Origin of the sequence: Candidatus Merdisoma sp. JLR.KK006 (assembly GCF_036941035.1) — a bacterium.
GTDB lineage: Bacteria > Bacillota > Clostridia > Lachnospirales > Lachnospiraceae > Laedolimicola.
Map to the genome: position 1 here is coordinate 128269 of NZ_JAYMNS010000002.1, position 16866 is coordinate 145134.

At 46.5% G+C, this 16866-nt stretch carries 15 protein-coding genes; 5 read left to right on the top strand and 10 right to left on the bottom strand.

Annotation, left to right across the window (positions count from 1 at the left end):
• Window positions 1-26: 26 nt before the first annotated feature.
• Both VSQ61_RS02255 and VSQ61_RS02260 read right to left on the bottom strand, forming a co-directional pair.
• Window positions 27-1280: an aminotransferase class III-fold pyridoxal phosphate-dependent enzyme gene (locus tag VSQ61_RS02255; RefSeq protein WP_334342804.1), complete on the bottom strand. Its 1254-nt coding sequence runs from the start codon at window positions 1278-1280 to the stop codon at window positions 27-29.
• A 13-nt stretch (window positions 1281-1293) separates the two neighbouring features.
• On the bottom strand, window positions 1294-2064 hold the full coding sequence (locus tag VSQ61_RS02260; RefSeq protein ID WP_334342805.1) for a hypothetical protein: 771 nt from the start codon (window positions 2062-2064) through the stop codon (window positions 1294-1296).
• Between the two features lie 179 nt (window positions 2065-2243).
• On the opposite strand from VSQ61_RS02260, the gene VSQ61_RS02265 reads away from it, so the two are divergent.
• Window positions 2244-3389, top strand: coding sequence for an alanyl-tRNA editing protein (locus tag VSQ61_RS02265; RefSeq protein ID WP_334342806.1), 1146 nt, complete (start codon window positions 2244-2246; stop codon window positions 3387-3389).
• A 217-nt stretch (window positions 3390-3606) separates the two neighbouring features.
• On the opposite strand, the gene VSQ61_RS02270 is transcribed toward VSQ61_RS02265, so the two are convergent.
• The gene (locus tag VSQ61_RS02270; RefSeq protein ID WP_334342807.1) at window positions 3607-4173 is read right to left on the bottom strand and encodes an NUDIX hydrolase; all 567 of its coding nucleotides are present in this window, start codon (window positions 4171-4173) and stop codon (window positions 3607-3609) included.
• A complete protein-coding gene (gene rd, locus VSQ61_RS02275; protein ID WP_334342808.1) occupies window positions 4174-4332 on the bottom strand; it encodes a rubredoxin in 159 nt (52 codons plus the stop codon).
• 329 nt (window positions 4333-4661) lie between these two features.
• Between rd and nrdD the strand changes: the two genes are divergently transcribed.
• Both nrdD and nrdG read left to right on the top strand, forming a co-directional pair.
• A complete protein-coding gene (nrdD, locus tag VSQ61_RS02280) occupies window positions 4662-6839 on the top strand; it encodes an anaerobic ribonucleoside-triphosphate reductase (RefSeq protein WP_334342809.1) in 2178 nt (725 codons plus the stop codon).
• Between the two features lie 82 nt (window positions 6840-6921).
• Complete coding sequence (gene nrdG / locus VSQ61_RS02285) at window positions 6922-7485, top strand: anaerobic ribonucleoside-triphosphate reductase activating protein (protein WP_334342810.1); 564 nt, start codon at window positions 6922-6924, stop codon at window positions 7483-7485.
• 12 nt (window positions 7486-7497) lie between these two features.
• Here nrdG and spoIIP read toward each other — a convergent pair whose 3' ends face one another.
• Window positions 7498-8772 carry a stage II sporulation protein P gene (gene spoIIP / locus VSQ61_RS02290; RefSeq protein WP_334342983.1) on the bottom strand — a complete coding sequence of 425 codons (1275 nt, stop codon included), beginning with the start codon at window positions 8770-8772 and terminating at the stop codon, window positions 7498-7500.
• A 219-nt stretch (window positions 8773-8991) separates the two neighbouring features.
• Window positions 8992-9849: a GPR endopeptidase gene (gene gpr, locus VSQ61_RS02295; RefSeq protein WP_334342811.1), complete on the bottom strand. Its 858-nt coding sequence runs from the start codon at window positions 9847-9849 to the stop codon at window positions 8992-8994.
• 313 nt (window positions 9850-10162) lie between these two features.
• Between gpr and rpsT the strand changes: the two genes are divergently transcribed.
• Together rpsT and holA are read left to right on the top strand one after the other, a co-directional pair.
• Window positions 10163-10426 (top strand): 30S ribosomal protein S20, encoded by a 264-nt coding sequence (gene rpsT, locus VSQ61_RS02300; RefSeq protein ID WP_334342812.1) that lies wholly within the window; start codon window positions 10163-10165, stop codon window positions 10424-10426.
• A gap of 82 nt (window positions 10427-10508) precedes the next feature.
• Window positions 10509-11492 carry a DNA polymerase III subunit delta gene (gene holA, locus VSQ61_RS02305; RefSeq protein WP_334342813.1) on the top strand — a complete coding sequence of 328 codons (984 nt, stop codon included), beginning with the start codon at window positions 10509-10511 and terminating at the stop codon, window positions 11490-11492.
• Here holA and VSQ61_RS02310 read toward each other — a convergent pair.
• Genes VSQ61_RS02310 through VSQ61_RS02325 form a run of 4 tightly spaced genes read right to left on the bottom strand, consistent with a single transcriptional unit; the run spans window position 11489 to window position 16853 of the window.
• Window positions 11489-13756, bottom strand: a complete 2268-nt coding sequence (locus VSQ61_RS02310; protein ID WP_334342814.1) for a ComEC/Rec2 family competence protein — start codon at window positions 13754-13756, stop codon at window positions 11489-11491. The genes holA and VSQ61_RS02310 overlap by 4 nt on opposite strands.
• A gap of 3 nt (window positions 13757-13759) precedes the next feature.
• Window positions 13760-14692: a GerMN domain-containing protein gene (locus VSQ61_RS02315; protein WP_334342815.1), complete on the bottom strand. Its 933-nt coding sequence runs from the start codon at window positions 14690-14692 to the stop codon at window positions 13760-13762.
• Between the two features lie 60 nt (window positions 14693-14752).
• A complete protein-coding gene (locus VSQ61_RS02320) occupies window positions 14753-16210 on the bottom strand; it encodes a sensor histidine kinase (RefSeq protein ID WP_334342816.1) in 1458 nt (485 codons plus the stop codon).
• Window positions 16167-16853, bottom strand: a complete 687-nt coding sequence (locus tag VSQ61_RS02325; protein WP_334342817.1) for a response regulator transcription factor — start codon at window positions 16851-16853, stop codon at window positions 16167-16169. The genes VSQ61_RS02320 and VSQ61_RS02325 overlap by 44 nt, the downstream gene beginning before the upstream one ends.
• Window positions 16854-16866 lie beyond the last annotated feature (13 nt).

Here is a 16866-nt window from a genome sequence, read left to right on the forward strand (position 1 = left end):
AGACCTTTTTTACTTTACCTGACAATCTATAAGGGATGCCGCCTGCGGACCACCTCAAATGCCTCTTCTGCCACTGCCAGTGTTTCAGCAATATCCTCATCACTCAAAGCCGCATTCAAAAAATGATTGTGATGATTTGTAAAGAATATGCCCCGCAGCACACACTCTGCCACCCACTCCTGATGCATGGTCAAAGTTGGATCATCTGCAATCCGCAGATAAAATAATGACGGCATACCACTGACATGCAAGTCAAAATCAAATTTCTCTGCAGCCGAAATAAGCCCCTCCTTTAGCTTCATTCCCTTTTCATTTAATAAGGAAGTAATATTCAGCCTTTTCATTTTCTCAATACAGGCAATTCCCGCCGCAAAAGGCACAGCACTCATCCAATAGCTGCCCGTATAAGAAAGACTGCTCACAGCATTTTTCAAAAAATTCTTGCCGCAGAGAGCCGATACATTATAACCATTCGCCAAGGCTTTGCAGAAACAGATAAGGTCTGCCTCAAAACCAAAATAATGATCCGAACCAGCCATATCCAGCCGAAATCCTGCCCGTACATCATCAATCACAAGCACCGTATCCTCATCTGTGCAAAGCTTCCGCACCTTTGCCCAAAAACCTTCCGCCGGCAGCTCATTGTCCTGAAAATTCCCATGCATATAAGGCTGTCCAATCACTGCTGCAATCTCTCCCTTATTTTCTTCAAACACCTTCTCCAGGGCTTCATAATCATTCCAATCCACATACAGATTGTTGCATACATCTTCCTCAATAATGCCGGCATAATCAATCTTCTGTGTCCAGGGAGCAATACCATGATAATATCCCTTAAAGAACACGATTTTCTTCCGATGGGTATAGGCACGGGCAGTCATTACCGCCAATGTAGTAACATCATTGCCGTTTTTTGCAAAGAAGGCCCAATCCGCCGTGTGAACCGTTTCTACCAAAAGTTCCGCAAAATCAATCATTTTGGGAGAGGGAGACGTCATACAGTTTCCAAGCTCCATCTGTGCTCTTGCCGCCGCATCCACATCCGGATCGCAATAGCCCAGGATATTGGGGCCATAAGCGCACATATAGTCAATAAAACGATTTCCGTCCACATCCCAGAAATAGCTTCCCTTTGCCTTCTCGCCAAACAGCGGAAATGCCTCCACCGGAATAAAACATCCCTCCGCAGGCCCCAGATGTCCGTAAACGCCTGACGGAATCACCTTTGCCGCCCTTGTAAACGCCTCTCTGCTCTTTGTATAGGTATTTAATTCTCTCATCGTTCTCTCCTCTCTAAGCCAAATACAGCCCTACCCGATCCAGAATTCGGTTCATATTGTCCAGCATGGAGATCATTCCGCTCATACGGATATCTCCAGTGCCGATGCATGCCAAAGAGTTCACTTTACCATCAAACAAATCACGGGCAATGGAAATACTGCCAAACTCCATGGATGCATCCGGCGCCTTGGGCACCTTCTTCACAGTTGTCAAATGATGGTCCTTCACGCAGATTGAAGCTGTAGGGCCATTCTTAATGGAAAGCTTGATAATGCCGTCCTTCATGTAAGAAGCGCTTGCCTGGCTAACCTTATCGTGGTTCCCAATCTGACTGACAGCTGATGCTATGGTATAAAACATAAGAGTCGTACTTTTCTCAAAAAAAGCCGGATCCTGCAATTCTTCTGGTGATGCCTTTAAATAGCGTGTTAAAATGTCTGTAAGCCCTGTAAATCCCTTTAACAGAAAAGGAAGCTTCAGAAATCCCTTTGAAGGAATCGGTGTCACAGTTCCATCAATCATTCCATTAAATTTCTGTATGCTCGAAAACGGCAGCCGTATCTGACACTGAGCCGCTCCATTTTTCAGCCTGCAGGTTCCATGGTCAAAAAACAGAGCAGCGGCAGGCCCATCCTCCACTGCGAAGCCAATGCTTACCTGCTTTCTTGCAATAATTGCTTTTGCCTCATCATCAATCTTACACAGATTCTCCAATGTTCCAAGTACTGCAAAAAGATTAATATATGCCAATGTTTTTTCATCTGTATTGTGTTGTCCTATCATACTATTCCTCCTCATCTGCCCTGTAGGATACCTATTCAGTATACGTTTTCCCTTTCCAAAAGTCAATTCTGGTGGTATCATAAATAACAGCATCTTCCGACACAAATGAAAGTGTTAAAGAATGTTTCTGCACAAATCACATATCAGTATAAACAAAAAATCAGAATAAGAGGAACCATATGACCAGAAAATTATATTATGAAAACAGCTGTCAAAAAGATTTCACTGCTACTGTAATCAACTGTGAAGCCATTGGCGATGCTTACCGCATTTGCCTGGATCAGACTGCGTTCTTTCCTGAAGGCGGCGGTCAGAGCGGCGATATCGGCTTTCTGAACGACTGCCTGGTCGTTGATACTCAGGAGGAAAACGCTCTTATCTGGCATTACACCAAATGCCCCTTGGCGCCCGGGACTCAGGTTGCCGGACACTTAAACTGGGAAACACGTTTCGAGCGCATGCAGCAGCATTCCGGAGAACATATTGTGTCCGGCCTGGTACATAAGCATTTTCATTATAATAATGTAGGATTTCATCTGGGCGAGACAGAGGTAACTTTAGACTTTGACGGCCCAATCACCAAAGATGAGCTTGTTAAAATCGAGCAGGAGGCCAATCAGGCCGTTTGGGACAACATCCCTATAGAGATTACCTATCCTGACAAAAATGAGCTTAAAACCCTAAAATACCGCAGTAAAATCGAAATTCAGGGACAGGTCCGCATTGTCACCATTCCCGAAATTGATGTCTGTGCCTGCTGTGCGCCTCATGTCAGCTATACAGGAGAAATCGGTCTTATTAAGCTCACCCATATCCAGACTCACCGGGGCGGCGTGCGCATCTATCTTTCAGCCGGATCACGAGCCCTTGCCGACTATCAGGAAAAAGAAAGGAATACAAAAGCTATCTCTGTCCTGCTCTCAGCCAAAGAAGATGATACTGCCAGAGCTGTTGAACGCCTGAAACAGGAAAATTTCAATCTGTTTGGAAAGATCCTTCAGCTTGAAAAAGCTCTGATTGAACAAAAAGCTGCTCTTGTGCCTGAAGGTACGAAGGATATTGCCTTTTTTGAAAAAGAACTGGATAACAATACTGCCCGGGAATTTGTCAATCTCCTCACCAGGCACTGCACCGGTACTGCCTGTGTCTTCACTGGAGATGATACAGACGGCTACCGCTACATTTTAGGAAGCGCCATAGAGGATGTCCGCCCTCTGTGCAGGAAGCTGAACGAAGCGTTTCAGGGAAAAGGCGGCGGCAAGGCAGAGATGGCACAGGGCTCCCTCCACGGGACCAGGGAGGCCATTGAAAAGATTCTTCCATAAATCGGGGAACTTTTGTTAAAAAAATATCTAAATTTGCTTTTCTTAGCAGCCATCTAAAATAAAAATAAGGACGTAAGCTATATAAAATAAACTTGCGTCCTTAATCTGTTTGCCTTTGATTATTTTTTGATTTTGTCAATATCGGTAAGATTTACGCCCAAAGAAGTTAAAATCTCATAGGAGCCTGTACTTTACTGCACCTTTTACAATTTCGCCGTTACAAGGCATTTAAGCACCTCCCAATCAGCTTCTCATAAAAAGGCATCATCTCCCGCTCTGACACCATCTCTCCCAGCTTCTCAAGCGGAATCCATGCCACTTTGCTGTTTTCGTCCGGTTTCACCTTAAGCACATCTTCTTCATCGGCCTCCAGAAGATAACTCAGATTCAGATGCTGGTGTGCGCTCACATAACGTCCCCGTTTCCAGTGTCCCCAAACAGGCAGAATCTCCAGGCTCTGCGCTTCCTCCCGAATGGGACGAACCTCATGAATACCTGTCTCTTCTTTCGCCTCACGCATGGCTGTCACAAGTAATTGCTCTTCTCCGTCCGCGTGGCCGCCTGTCCAGGACCAGGACTGGTAGATATTATGGTACACCATCAACAGCTTCTCCCGATTCTTATTAAAGATTAAAGAAGAAGCTGTCATATGTGCAATCTCACATTGTCTTGTCCCAATCGTTTCCGAAAACAACTCCAGATATTGCAGCATCAGCTTCCTATCCCGTTCCTCCTGTTCACAGGTTGGCCGGTATTCCCGGATTTGTCTTTGGTATTGGTACATTTACGCCTCCACAAACGCATCCTTGCCCATGCCGCAGACGGGGCACACCCAATCCTCCGGCAGATCTTCAAAGGCCGTTCCGGCAGCAATGCCGTTATCCGGATCGCCTGCCTCCGGATCGTACTCATAACCACAGGGTTCACATACATACTTTTTCATAGCAATCATTCCTTTCTTAATCATATACCCAAAGGGTATGTCCTGCTGCATCCCTTTCAGGATGGATAAACAACTCGTTCTACTAGAATATACCAAAAAATCTGTCTTTATTCCATAGATTTTTTTATTTTTATTTAAATATCTTTCCAAAACTTTTTATTCTATAAAAATCCTTGATTTTTCTTCTGTTTTCCTATACTATCTATACATGCACTGTCGAATGCAGCAAACAATATATTGTAATTGTCATTGACAAAACCACTATATATTGTTACAATAGGTTTCGTCACCATCCATTACAACGATACTAGGAATTGAGGAAAAGTTTTATGAAAATTATTAAAAGAAGCGGTGCTGAGGTTGAATTTGATCCTGCAAAGATCGTCGTTGCCGTTACCAGAGCCAATGATAAGGTTGTTCCCAGTGCGCGAATGACTCCCATCCAGATAAAGCGGATTGCCGAAGATGTGGAAAGTGCCGCTCAGAATATGAGCCGCTCCTTAAGCGTAGAAGAGATTCAGGATATGGTAGAGGATCAGATTATGAATCAGCGTGCCTTTGATGTTGCCAGGCGCTATATCACCTACCGTTACCGCAGAGCCCTGGTCCGCAAGTCCAATACCACAGATGAGCAGATCTTAAGTCTGATTGAATGCAACAATGAGGAGGTAAAGCAGGAGAACTCCAACAAGAATCCCACTGTCAACAGCGTACAGCGTGATTACATGGCCGGAGAGGTGAGCAAGGATATCACCAAGCGTATTCTCCTTCCCAACGATATTGTAGCTGCCCATGATCAGGGAATCATTCACTTTCATGATGCAGATTATTTTGCACAGCATATGCACAACTGTGATCTGGTAAACCTTGAGGACATGCTCCAGAACGGAACCGTCATCAGCGGCACCATGATTGAAAAGCCTCACAGCTTCTCCACAGCCTGCAACATTGCTACCCAGATCATTGCCCAGGTAGCTTCCTGTCAGTACGGCGGCCAGAGCATCAGCCTGACCCACCTGGCTCCTTTTGTGGATACCAGCCGCAAAAAAATCCGGAAGCAGGTAGCAGATGAGCTCCATTCCATCCATGAAGCTGTTACAGAAGAAGAGATTGATACTATCACAGAAAAGCGTCTTCGGGAAGAGGTGCGCAACGGCGTACAGATGATCCAGTATCAGGTAGTAACCCTGATGACTACCAACGGACAGGCTCCCTTTGTGACGGTCTTCATGTATCTGAACGAGGCTCAGAATGAGCAGGAAAAGAACGATCTGGCTCTCATTATTGAGGAAACCCTGCGTCAGCGCTATCAGGGCGTCAAAAATGAAAAGGGAACCTGGATCACTCCTGCCTTCCCCAAGCTTATTTACGTTCTGGAGGAAGACAATATCTATGAGGACAGTAAATACTACTACCTGACCAAATTAGCTGCCAAATGTACCGCCAAGAGGCTGGTACCGGATTATATTTCCGAAAAAATCATGTTGCAAAACAAGATTGATAAGAACGGAGAGGGGCATTGCTACACCTGCATGGGCTGCCGCAGCTTTCTGACTCCCTACATCGATGAAAACGGAAAGCCGAAATACTACGGCCGCTTCAACCAGGGTGTTGTTACGGTCAATCTGGTAGATATCGGCCTCTCCGCTGACGGCGATATTGACCGTTTCTGGGAGATCTTTGATGAGCGGATGGAACTTTGCCACCGGGCCCTTCAGTGCCGCCATGAGCGTCTCACCGGAACCCTTTCCGATGCCGCCCCCATTCTCTGGCAGCACGGCGCCCTCCTTCGTCTGAAAAAGGGAGAAACCATTGACAAATACCTTCACAACGGATATTCCACACTTTCGCTGGGTTATGCAGGTCTCTGGGAATGCGTCTACAGCCTGAACGGCAAGAAGCTCACAGAACCCGAAGGTGAAAAACTGGGGCTTGAGATTATGCGCAAGCTGAATGAATATACTGCCAAGTGGAAGGCTGCTGAGCAGATTGACTATTCTCTCTACGGTACACCGCTGGAAAGTACTACCTATAAGTTTGCAAAATGCCTCCAAAAGCGTTTCGGCATTGTAAAGAACGTAACTGATAAGAGCTATATTACTAACAGCTATCATGTGCATGTGACGGAAAATATTGATGCTTTTGATAAGCTGGCACTGGAAGCCAAGTTCCAGGCACTGTCTCCCGGCGGAGCCATCTCCTATGTGGAGGTTCCCAATATGCAGAATAATCTGGAGGCTGTTCTCTCTGTGATACGTTTTATCTATGACAATATTATGTATGCAGAACTGAACACAAAGAGTGATTACTGCCAGGCCTGCGGCTATGACGGGGAGATTGAGATCCAGGAGGATGAGCACGGCAAACTGATTTGGAAATGCCCCAACTGCGGCAATACAGACCAGAATAAGATGAATGTAGCTCGGCGTACCTGCGGCTATATCGGAACTCAGTTCTGGAATCAGGGACGAACTCAGGAAATCAAGGAACGGGTGCTTCATCTCTAGTACTACAGCAATCAGAGCTGCCGCAAATTATCTCTGCGGCAGCCCTTTTTTCAGGCAAACTATTTAGGAAAGGATTTCTTCCATGAATTATGCAGTTATCAAAAAAAATGATATCGCCAACGGCCCCGGCGTAAGGGTTTCCCTCTTTGTCAGCGGCTGCCGCCATCACTGTAAAAATTGCTTCAATGAAGAGGCCTGGGATTTCTCCTATGGCACTCCCTTTACAGATGAGACCATAGATGAGATTCTTTGTGCTCTTGCTCCCGATTATGTAGCGGGGCTTTCCCTGCTGGGCGGCGAACCCTTTGAGCCGGAAAATCAGGAGGATGTTCTTCGGCTGGCACAGCAGACACGGCAGCGATATCCCCAGAAAACCATCTGGTGTTACACGGGCTTTACTCTGGAGAAGGATCTCTTATCCGGACGTGTCGGCAGCCCCCAAATTGTACATGAACTCCTTTCCTGTCTGAACGTCCTTGTGGATGGAAAATTTGCAGAAGCCTTGAAGGATCCAGGACTTCTGTTCCGTGGATCCTCCAATCAAAATATCATTGATGTTCCTAAATCTCTGGCTGCAGGCCATATGGTGCTTCTCCCCGGAAGCTGGTATCGAACTATGGGAAGCGGCAATATTGATGAAGCGTAAAGTATAACGTCCCTATTCTTCCGGTATCCCGCCTCCCAGCACTTCATTCAGCACAAAGGCCAGAGGCTCCATAGCATTCATCATTTCCTCCAATGTGTTTGTCTGGGCTCCTGCCTCCACCAAAAGGCATTTTGGCCGCAGATGCAGGTTATACCGAAGGCTTTTCAGATAGATCTTCCGGCTGAGCCCCGGATAGTATTTCTCACAGGCCAGCTTTAATTGCAGAGACAGCGCCAGATTATCCTGAATATACGGGTTGGGCAAATAGTCAATAACTCCGTTTCTCTTGCTGAAGCTCAATCCGTTGAAAAACATAAACTGTGCTGTAGGCTTCCCGTTCACCTCTGTGACCAGATGGGTTCCTTCATCCACTCCATCCCGATGCAGGTCAATGATTACTTCTATGGAAGGATATTCTTCCAAAATCTGCCGTACATCCTCTTCAGCCAGAGCATAGGCCCGATTCCGATCCAATTTCCCATCAATAAAATCATATACATTTTTATTATGTATCACCTGATAACCGTATGTGCCCTCCAACAGCTCTGCCAGATAATCTCCTACCCCTACAATGGTGGTGCTGTTGTCCCCTGCCACAGAATCCACAAATCCCTCCTGAGAGTGCGTGTGGTAAATCAAAATCTGGGGTCCTGAATCGAATTCCTGAATTCTCATATCTTTTTCAAGCAGTGTCTCTGCATTCAGCAGTTCACTTCCGATATCCGTATTATTTTCCACAATATAAAAATTATTTTTCAGAAAATCAAAATCTGCAAGCTGCTCTGTCATATACTCTGTGCCTGCTGCTTTCTGGGGCTCTTGTTCCAATGCTGTCTGTTCCTGTTCATGGGCTGCCTGAAGATTTTCCTCTTCCATTTTCTCGGCAAGGTCAAAGGCTTCTCCTGTCCGCTCATCAATCTCATTTTCATCGTGAGCCCCTCCCTCTATAAGGATGTCATAAGCTGCCTGACTCTCAATCTCTGTCTCATACAGCTCCTTTTCATCCAAAAAAGTGTAGAGGGGAAACAGCCCCACCGCCTTGCGAAGCAGAAATTCCTCAAAGCTATAGGAAAGCTCCCGATCCCCGGCTATAAAGGAAAACCCCGGATACAGAGATTTTTCCGCTGCCCTTTGCAGGCTTCCCTCTCCATTGGTCAGCACTTTCACACAAGCATAGGCAGCCTTTGCAAAAGACTGCCCCTTTACGCCATAACCAAGAATATAGATTCCCAGTACTCCAATGATTCCCCAGACAATTGTATTCAGTATCTTACTAAGACGGCTCATTTCCAATCACCCCTTACTCCTTTGTTACAATTCATACCTATGTCCGTTTTTTGTATTTATGTTATACAGCTGCGAATTGTAACGCGCTTTCCCAACATTTGCCCATCTTTTCAGAGCATAAAGGAATACTCATCGGGTGTTTGTGTTTTAAATATATTCGAAAAAAGACTGCTTTATGCCGATACTGCCTCCCAAGACTGCAATTTGCATCCAAAGCTTTTATGCCAGGGCCATATTCAGAGCCTCGGAAATGGTAAAGCTCAGACGCCGTATGGTCTCATCTATGTCCTTGGGTGTTACAAACATTCCATTTAAATTTGGAGAAATAGCATTCCGATCTCCAGTTGCATCATAAATAATCGTGGCAGCGTCCACCACCGTAGGCACGCCGATTGCCACAATGGGGATCCCCAGATTTTCTTTTGTCAAACTGTTCCGATGATTTCCCACGCCAGAACCCGGGTGAATCCCTGCATCGGAAAGCTGAATGGTTCGGTTCAGGCGCTTGGTACTTCTGGCTGCCAAAGCATCAATGGCCACCACTACATCCGGCTGTGTTTCATCAATGATCCCTTTGATGATCTCAAAGGTTTCCATTCCCGTCTGCGCCATAACACCGGGGACAATTCCGCTTACCAGATGCACCTTGTCCTTCCCCAATGCCTTCTTTCCATACTCCCGAACCACATGGCGGGTAATCATCAGGTGATTTACCGCCTCCGGTCCTAAGGCATCCGGCGTCACCTCCCGGTTGCCAAGGCCCACCACCAGCACAGACTTTTCTTCATCCGTTCCAAGAAGGCTCTTAAGTTCCTCCGCAAGCTGTCTGGATACTTCCCGATGATACCCCTCATCCGGATCGGAAAGCCTGGGAGCTTCCAAAGTCAGATAAGTTCCCACCGGCTTACCCATAGCCCTTGCTCCGTTTTCTGTCTCAATGCATACACGTGTGATCCGAATATCCCGTTCCTCATCATAAGTTTCTTCAATGGCAACTCCCCGGATCTCTACACCATCTTCCTCAAAGCTTTCTCTCGCTTCCAAAGCCAAATCTGTCCGAACCTGAAACCGTTCCATATTTTCCTCCTCCTGACACAGCCCTCTTTCTGGATACTTTCTGTGTCATATTTTCATCCGCAAAGCATATGCCTGAAATCATTCCGCCGCCGCATCAGGCACTGCTGCTTTTTCAACATACTCCTTACTATATTTTCTCTTATTTTTTGGGAATTATGTATTGACAGAAAGCCTTTCCTGACATAAAATAATTAAGTGTGTTTGGATGAGCCAAACAGTGACATGTTTTGTTAAGACGTCCGTGTCCGGCTTTTACAGAGCATGTACAGATAAATTATATTTAAGATGAAATAAACATTTGGAGGTGTACGGGTTGGCTAATATTAAGTCTGCAAAAAAGAGAATTCTGGTAGCCGAGACAAGAGCTGCAAGGAATAAGGCAATTAAGTCTGAGGTTAAGACTGCAATCAAGAAGGTTGACGCTGCTGTCTCTGCCAAGGATGTTGAGGCTGCAAAGACAAGCCTTAGAGCTGCAATCGCAACCATGAACAAGGCGACTTCTAAGGGAGTTTATCACAAGAACACAACTTCCAGAAAGATCTCTCGTTTAACCAAGGCTGTAAACAGCATCGCATAAATCAGAGAACATTCAAAAAGGATGCCCAATACCGTCAGTTGGGTATCTTTTTTTTGACTTCTGCAAGCAAGGAGATATTGCCATGAAAATGCTGTCCGAAGATATTAAAAACAGATCCTTTAAAACCTCTTATCTGCTCTGCGGAGATGAGGCATATCTGCGCACCCAGTACCGTAACCGCCTGATGAATGCCCTGGCCGATCCGCAGGATACCATGAATGTATCACGTTTTGAGGGAAAGAACATCCGGCCGGAGGAAATCATAGATCTGGCAGAAACCCTGCCTTTTTTTACTGAGCGCAGAGTGATCCTTGTGGAAAACAGCGGCTTTTTCAAAGGAAAATGTGATGCTCTGGCCGATTACCTGCCTTCCCTGCCTGACACCGCCTGCCTGCTCTTTGTGGAAACTGAGGTAGACAAGCGGAACCGTCTGTATAAAGCGGTAAAGAGCAAGGGCCGGATAGTGGAATTTCAGACACAGGATGAAGCCACCCTCACCAAGTGGATTCTGGGAACCCTAAAGCGTGAAGGAAAGCAGATCTCAAGACAGGCCCTTGCCATCTTTCTGGAACGAACAGGCACAGATATGGAGCATATTTCCAGTGAATTAGAAAAACTCCTAAGCTACACTCACGGAAGGGATGCCATTACCCCTCAGGATGTGGAGGAAATCTGCACTGTTCTCACCAGCAACCGTATTTTTGATATGATCCGTGCCATAGCCGAGAAGAAGCAGAAGGAAGCCCTTGATCTCTATTACGATCTGCTTGCCCTAAAAGAACCTCCCATGCGGATCCTGTTTCTGATAGCCCGGCAGTTTCAGCAGCTTCTTCTGGTAAAGAGCCTGATGGCAAAAGGCTTCGACAAGGGCGCTATTGCTTCCAAAGCTCAGATAGCACCCTTTATTGCCGGCCGCTGTATGAATCAGGCCCGAAGCTTTTCCTCAGAGCAGCTGGAAGCCGCCGTCCGGGACTGCGTGGATGCGGAAGAAGCTGTAAAAACCGGCCGTATGAATGATGTTTTAAGTGTAGAACTTTTGATTATAAAGTATAGCCAATCAAGCTAATCGTTCTTTGACTTATATCCCTGTGCCCAAAAGCTTTTACCATCACTGCGGATAGTAACAGCCCCCTGCTCTGCAGTCAAAAGCCATCGGCTTTGTGCATTCTCCAGCCGTTCCAGTGTTTCCTCATGAGGATGTCCATAGGAATTGTCCTGACCGCAGGAAATCAGTGTCAATTTGGGCTGTGCTTTCTCAATCCATTCCCCTGTAGTGGAAAATCGTGACCCATGATGTCCTGCTTTCAAAATATCACAGGATATATTTTCTCCCCATTCTAAAATTTCCCTCTCTCCTGTTTCTTCCAGATCCCCTGTCAGCAGCATGGAAAATTCCCCATAAGACAGCCGGAGTACAAGAGAGCCTGCATTCTTATCGGTATACTGGGCCCCTTCCTTTGGGTGCATACAATAAAGCTTTGTACTCTTATCCGTGAGAATCATTCCTGCCTTTATAATTTTCACATCCGTACCTGCAGCCTCAGCCAACTCACGCAGCCGTATTCCGGTTTCCTCCCAAGCGGACTGTTCCGACAGCAGCAAGGCTCCTACCCTCATCCCGCCTGGCTCTCCTGCCTGCTCAAGCAGTTCTTCAACTCCTGAAATGTGATCCTTATCCGTGTGGGTAATAAACACATAATCCAAAGTTCCCACTCCCTGTTCCTTTAAGAAAGGAAGAATCCGATAGCGTCCTACCTGCTTCACATCGCTGCTTCCTCCATCTATAAGACAAGTGGTTCCTGCTTCTGTCCGCAGAAACAAGCCGTCTCCCTGCCCTACATCTAACATGGTAAAGGAAAATCCCCCATAAAAGCGAAGCTGAAGGCAGCAGCAAAGCAGCAAAGCGAGAGCCAGACTGATTTTCTTTTCCCACCGCCGTCTCCCTTTCTGATAATGTTGTTCTTCTTCCTGTTCTGCTTCTTCTCCTTTCGCTGTTCGCATGCACAATCTCCACTTCTCCCTCTCCTTCACCCGGCTGCGCCACAGAACAAAGCCCAGGATTCCTCCATAATACAAAAACATCTGCCAGTATTTTGGCCTTCCGCAGACGATTACAGACCATGGAAGTCTAAGTGTTCCCTCTCCCAAACTCTCATAAAAACTCAAAATCATACGGCAGAGAAAAGCCGGAACGCCTGCTGCCTGCCAGGACAGAAAGCTGATTCCAAGAGCGCCCATTCCACAGAACATCAATACCCCCATCAATGGTATTACCAGAAGGTTTAAAAACACAGAATAAAGGGGAAATTCCCAGTAGAACCACTGAATCAGAGGAAGAGTTGCAATCTGAATGGAAAGGCTCACCAAAAAGGCATCTCCCAGCTTATGAGGCGCCGTAAAGAGACTCCTGACTGCCGGATAGAGTATACCCACTCCCATCACCGCCCCAAAAGAAAGAAGAAAAGAAGCACTGTACACATGCAAAGGCTGCTCTATCAAAAGCAAAAGTGCTGCCGCAGCCAAAGCTGTCAGCATATCATAACTGCAGCCCAAAAGGTCTGCCAGCACTGCCAGAACAAACATGGTAACAGCCCGGGCCGTTGAAGTACTCATTCCGGTCATTGTTCCGTACAAAAGCACCACTATCATGCCAATACTTCCGGAAATCCCGTAAGAACATCCTTTCTTTCGAAGAAAGCGATACAGGCTCATGCCTACTATGGAAATGTGAAGTCCTGAGATAGCCAACAGATGAGACATACCGCTTTTCTGATAAATATTTTTTGTCTCATCTCCAAGCTCTGCCTTGTCTCCCAAAAGCATAGCCCGGATCACGCCGCCGTTTGTTTCCCCAAAAAGCCGCATACAGCGGATGCTTAGATTTTCTCTTAACCGCCGCAGAAGTTCTCCCGGCCAAAATACATTTCCTTCTATTACGGAAGCATTTTTTGCACTTCCCAAATGGGTAATATGCTGTGTCTGATAGTAAAGCCTGGCATCAAATTGGCCTGGATTGGCAGGTGCTTCCGGTTCCCATATCCGGTAGGGCGGTTCGATTCGTATGGTATTGCCGATAGAAAAAGGCTGCTCGGCATCGAAGTATATTAGAAGTATTTCATCATCTGACAGGCAACACCCTTCAGGTGTCCCTTTTAAATAGACTGCCTGACCCTCATTTCTACTTTCCATCCTGCAGACTTTTCCCGTCAGGCCCTCTGCAGGGCTTACACCCTCCGGTATGGATGCTTTCATCCAAATCCCGGAGGGCAGTAGCAGCAACAAAGCTGCTGCAGCCAGAACAGCCACACATAAAGGCCGTTTTCTTAACATTCCTTATATTTCCTCTATTAAATCTAAATTGCGTTCAAATATAGTCTCAAAGCGGACACTCTCCTGGTACGTAAGATTTGTCTCGCCGTTAATCAGGATCTGCACCTTACTAATCCCCGGAAGCTCCGTAAGAGAATTTACAATAGAATACACTGGGATCGCTTCAAGAACGTCATACCCCTGCTCCAGAAATCCCTTATCCAGATTTACATAACAAATCCCATCCTTGGTAGATACGCTGACAATCTTCGTCTCCGGAGGTATGGCCGGATACGCATCCTTTGTAATAGGCCCCTTGATCAACTGCTCTACCACCAGCTTTTCGATAGACATATTACTGCTGTAGTGAACCTCTACCCGTTCCCCCACCAGCATATCCCCGGTCTCATTGGCAAAGTACAGCTGCAGGGTGGTCATTGTATAGGTATTAATCTCATTGCCTGCATTCTCCACAAAGCTCTCCTCATTTAAAGGTCCGATAGGCGTCTCATTGGAATCCATTAATGGCTTATCGCCTACCAGAAGGGATACGTACTCAACCTCCGGAATCTGGCACAGAGTCCGCACAATTGCTGAGCGGCAGAGAATCTCATAGGGCTTACTCATTTCCAGGTAAGGCAAGTCAAAAGACAGGGACAGTTGTCCCTTATCAAGAGTATAATTTAGAAGAAATACATTGTCCGGAATGGCAGACTTTGATTCTCCGTCTTCGGAATCCTCCTGAAGCTGAAGAAGAAATTCATTCAGCAGTTCATCGGCCGTCTCTCCCTGAGGCGTATAGGCTTCCCGCACTACGGCCGTCTCTGCCTTATTAATATAATATATCTGATATCCTTCCGGTTCCTTTGGTTCTTCTCTCTTCCAAGCGCAGCCGGCCAGGGCTGCTGACAGCAAAATCAAAAGAACAGGAAAAATCCTCCATCCATCTCTTTTCATAGCTTACCTCCGCATCCGTCTATTGACAGGAAGGCTGTAACGCAAAGCACGTCTATCTGTCTATGCAATATAGTTCAGAGGAATACGCACAGAAAAAGTCGTGCCTTCCCCCAGATGACTGGTTACTTTGATGGCCCCCTTATGTACCAGTATGGCGCTTCTGGTAATAGCAAGGCCAAGCCCTGTCCCGTCAATCTCATTGGAGTGGGACTTGTCCACCCGATAGAAACGCTCAAAGATATAGTCTATGGACTCCTCCGGAATCCCCATGCCGGAATCCATTACCTTTACATAGAAAAACTTGTGATCTGCATCCAGAGATACATGGACCCATCCATCTTCCTTGTTATATTTCACTGCATTTTCCATCAGATTCGTAAAGGCCAGGGTCAGACGGCCTGCATCCACCTCCGCAGTCACAGGCCGGAAGCTTTCCAGCACCATCTCAATATTTTTCCTGCTTGCAATGGGCCGCAGCCGCTTTAAAATCAGCTCCAGAAGATCGTTGATATCTACCGGTTCAATATTCAGGTTCGCCGCCTTCTTGTCCATCTTGACCAGAGACAGTAAATCTGTAATAATCTTATTCTCCCGTTCAATTTCTTCTGCAATATCCGTCATAAACTCCTGATAGAGCTCTACAGGGGCATCCTCCTGAACCAGAAGTGAATCTGCCAGCACCTTCATGGAGGTCAGCGGCGTCTTCAGTTCGTGGGACACATTAGACACAAACTCCTGCCGAGATTCATCCAACAGGCGCATCTGATTGACAATCTTATTAAACTCCGATGAGATCTGCTCTGTCTCTGTGTAAGATCGAATCTGCAGATCCTCTGTGGAATGGCCTTGTGCAATCTCTTGCAGAGACTGTACCATTCGGTTAAAGGGACGATCCAGAAAGTAAGAAAGCAGAACTGCAGCGGTAAATACAAGAACACCGCAGATTAAGACAAAAATTCTCGCATTCCCTGTAAGCACATCCAGATTGTCCCATATGCTGTCTGTAGACACGCTTACCAGCAATACCCCCAGAATCTTCTGAGAATCCGCCTCCTGAATAGGAATCGTCATCTCAATATAGCGCTTGGTGGAAAGCTGATTGGTGGTTTCTCCCTGAAAGCACCGGATTACCTCCTCTGATACCACCAGCTTTCCTTCAATCAGACCATATGTATCACGGATCACCTTAAAATTCTCATCAATCACGATGATACGCCCGTCATAAAGGTTTGAAAGCTGCGTCAGCTCCCCCCCAATGAGCTCTGAAGATGGATCCTTCAGATAATTATAACTTATTAATTGATTGGACAGAATCCTGCACTGATTCTGCACATCTGTACTGCGAACTGTAATGGCCCTCTCACGGTAGCTGTCCAGCACGCCGGCCGCCACAATCAGCATGGGCAACCAGCCGGCCAGAAGCAGTACCAGAAGAATCCGAAATTTCAAACTTTTTAAATATGTAATAAAGACTCTATGCCTGGAAATAATAGCCCACTCCCCACTTTGTGTGAACATACTTGGGTTCACTTGGATTTGCTTCAATCTTTTCCCGAAGACGGCGGATATGCACATCCACGGTTCTCACATCACCCGGATATTCGTAGCCCCACACTGTATTCAGCAGGCTTTCCCGGCCATACACCTTGCCCGGATTCAGAGCCATCAGCTCCAGAAGATCAAACTCCTTTGCAGTTAAGTTGATCTCCTTTCCGGCAATAAACAATCGGCGGCTCTCCAGATCCATCCGCAGTTCGGAAGCTTCCACTACCTTGCCCTGACTTCCCTTCTCCGGACGTCCGGTTCTGCGCATAATGGCTTTGATCCGGGCCTTAATCTCCAGTATGTTAAAGGGCTTTGTAATATAGTCATCGGCACCGTACTCCAGGCCAAGGATCTTATCCATATCGTCTCCCTTGGCAGTCAGCATGACAATCGGCATATTGGAAAATTCACGAATCTGCTGACAAACCTCAAAACCATCCATCTTAGGAAGCATCACATCCAAAAGAACAATATCATATTCCTTGCTTCGGGCGTACTCCAGGGCCTCTTCTCCGTCATAGGCACAGTCCACTTCCATTCCATCCTGCTCCAGACTAAAGCGCAGTCCCTTTACAATCAGCTTTTCATCATCAACTACCAAAACCTTTTTTGCCATTTTTCTGCCTCTC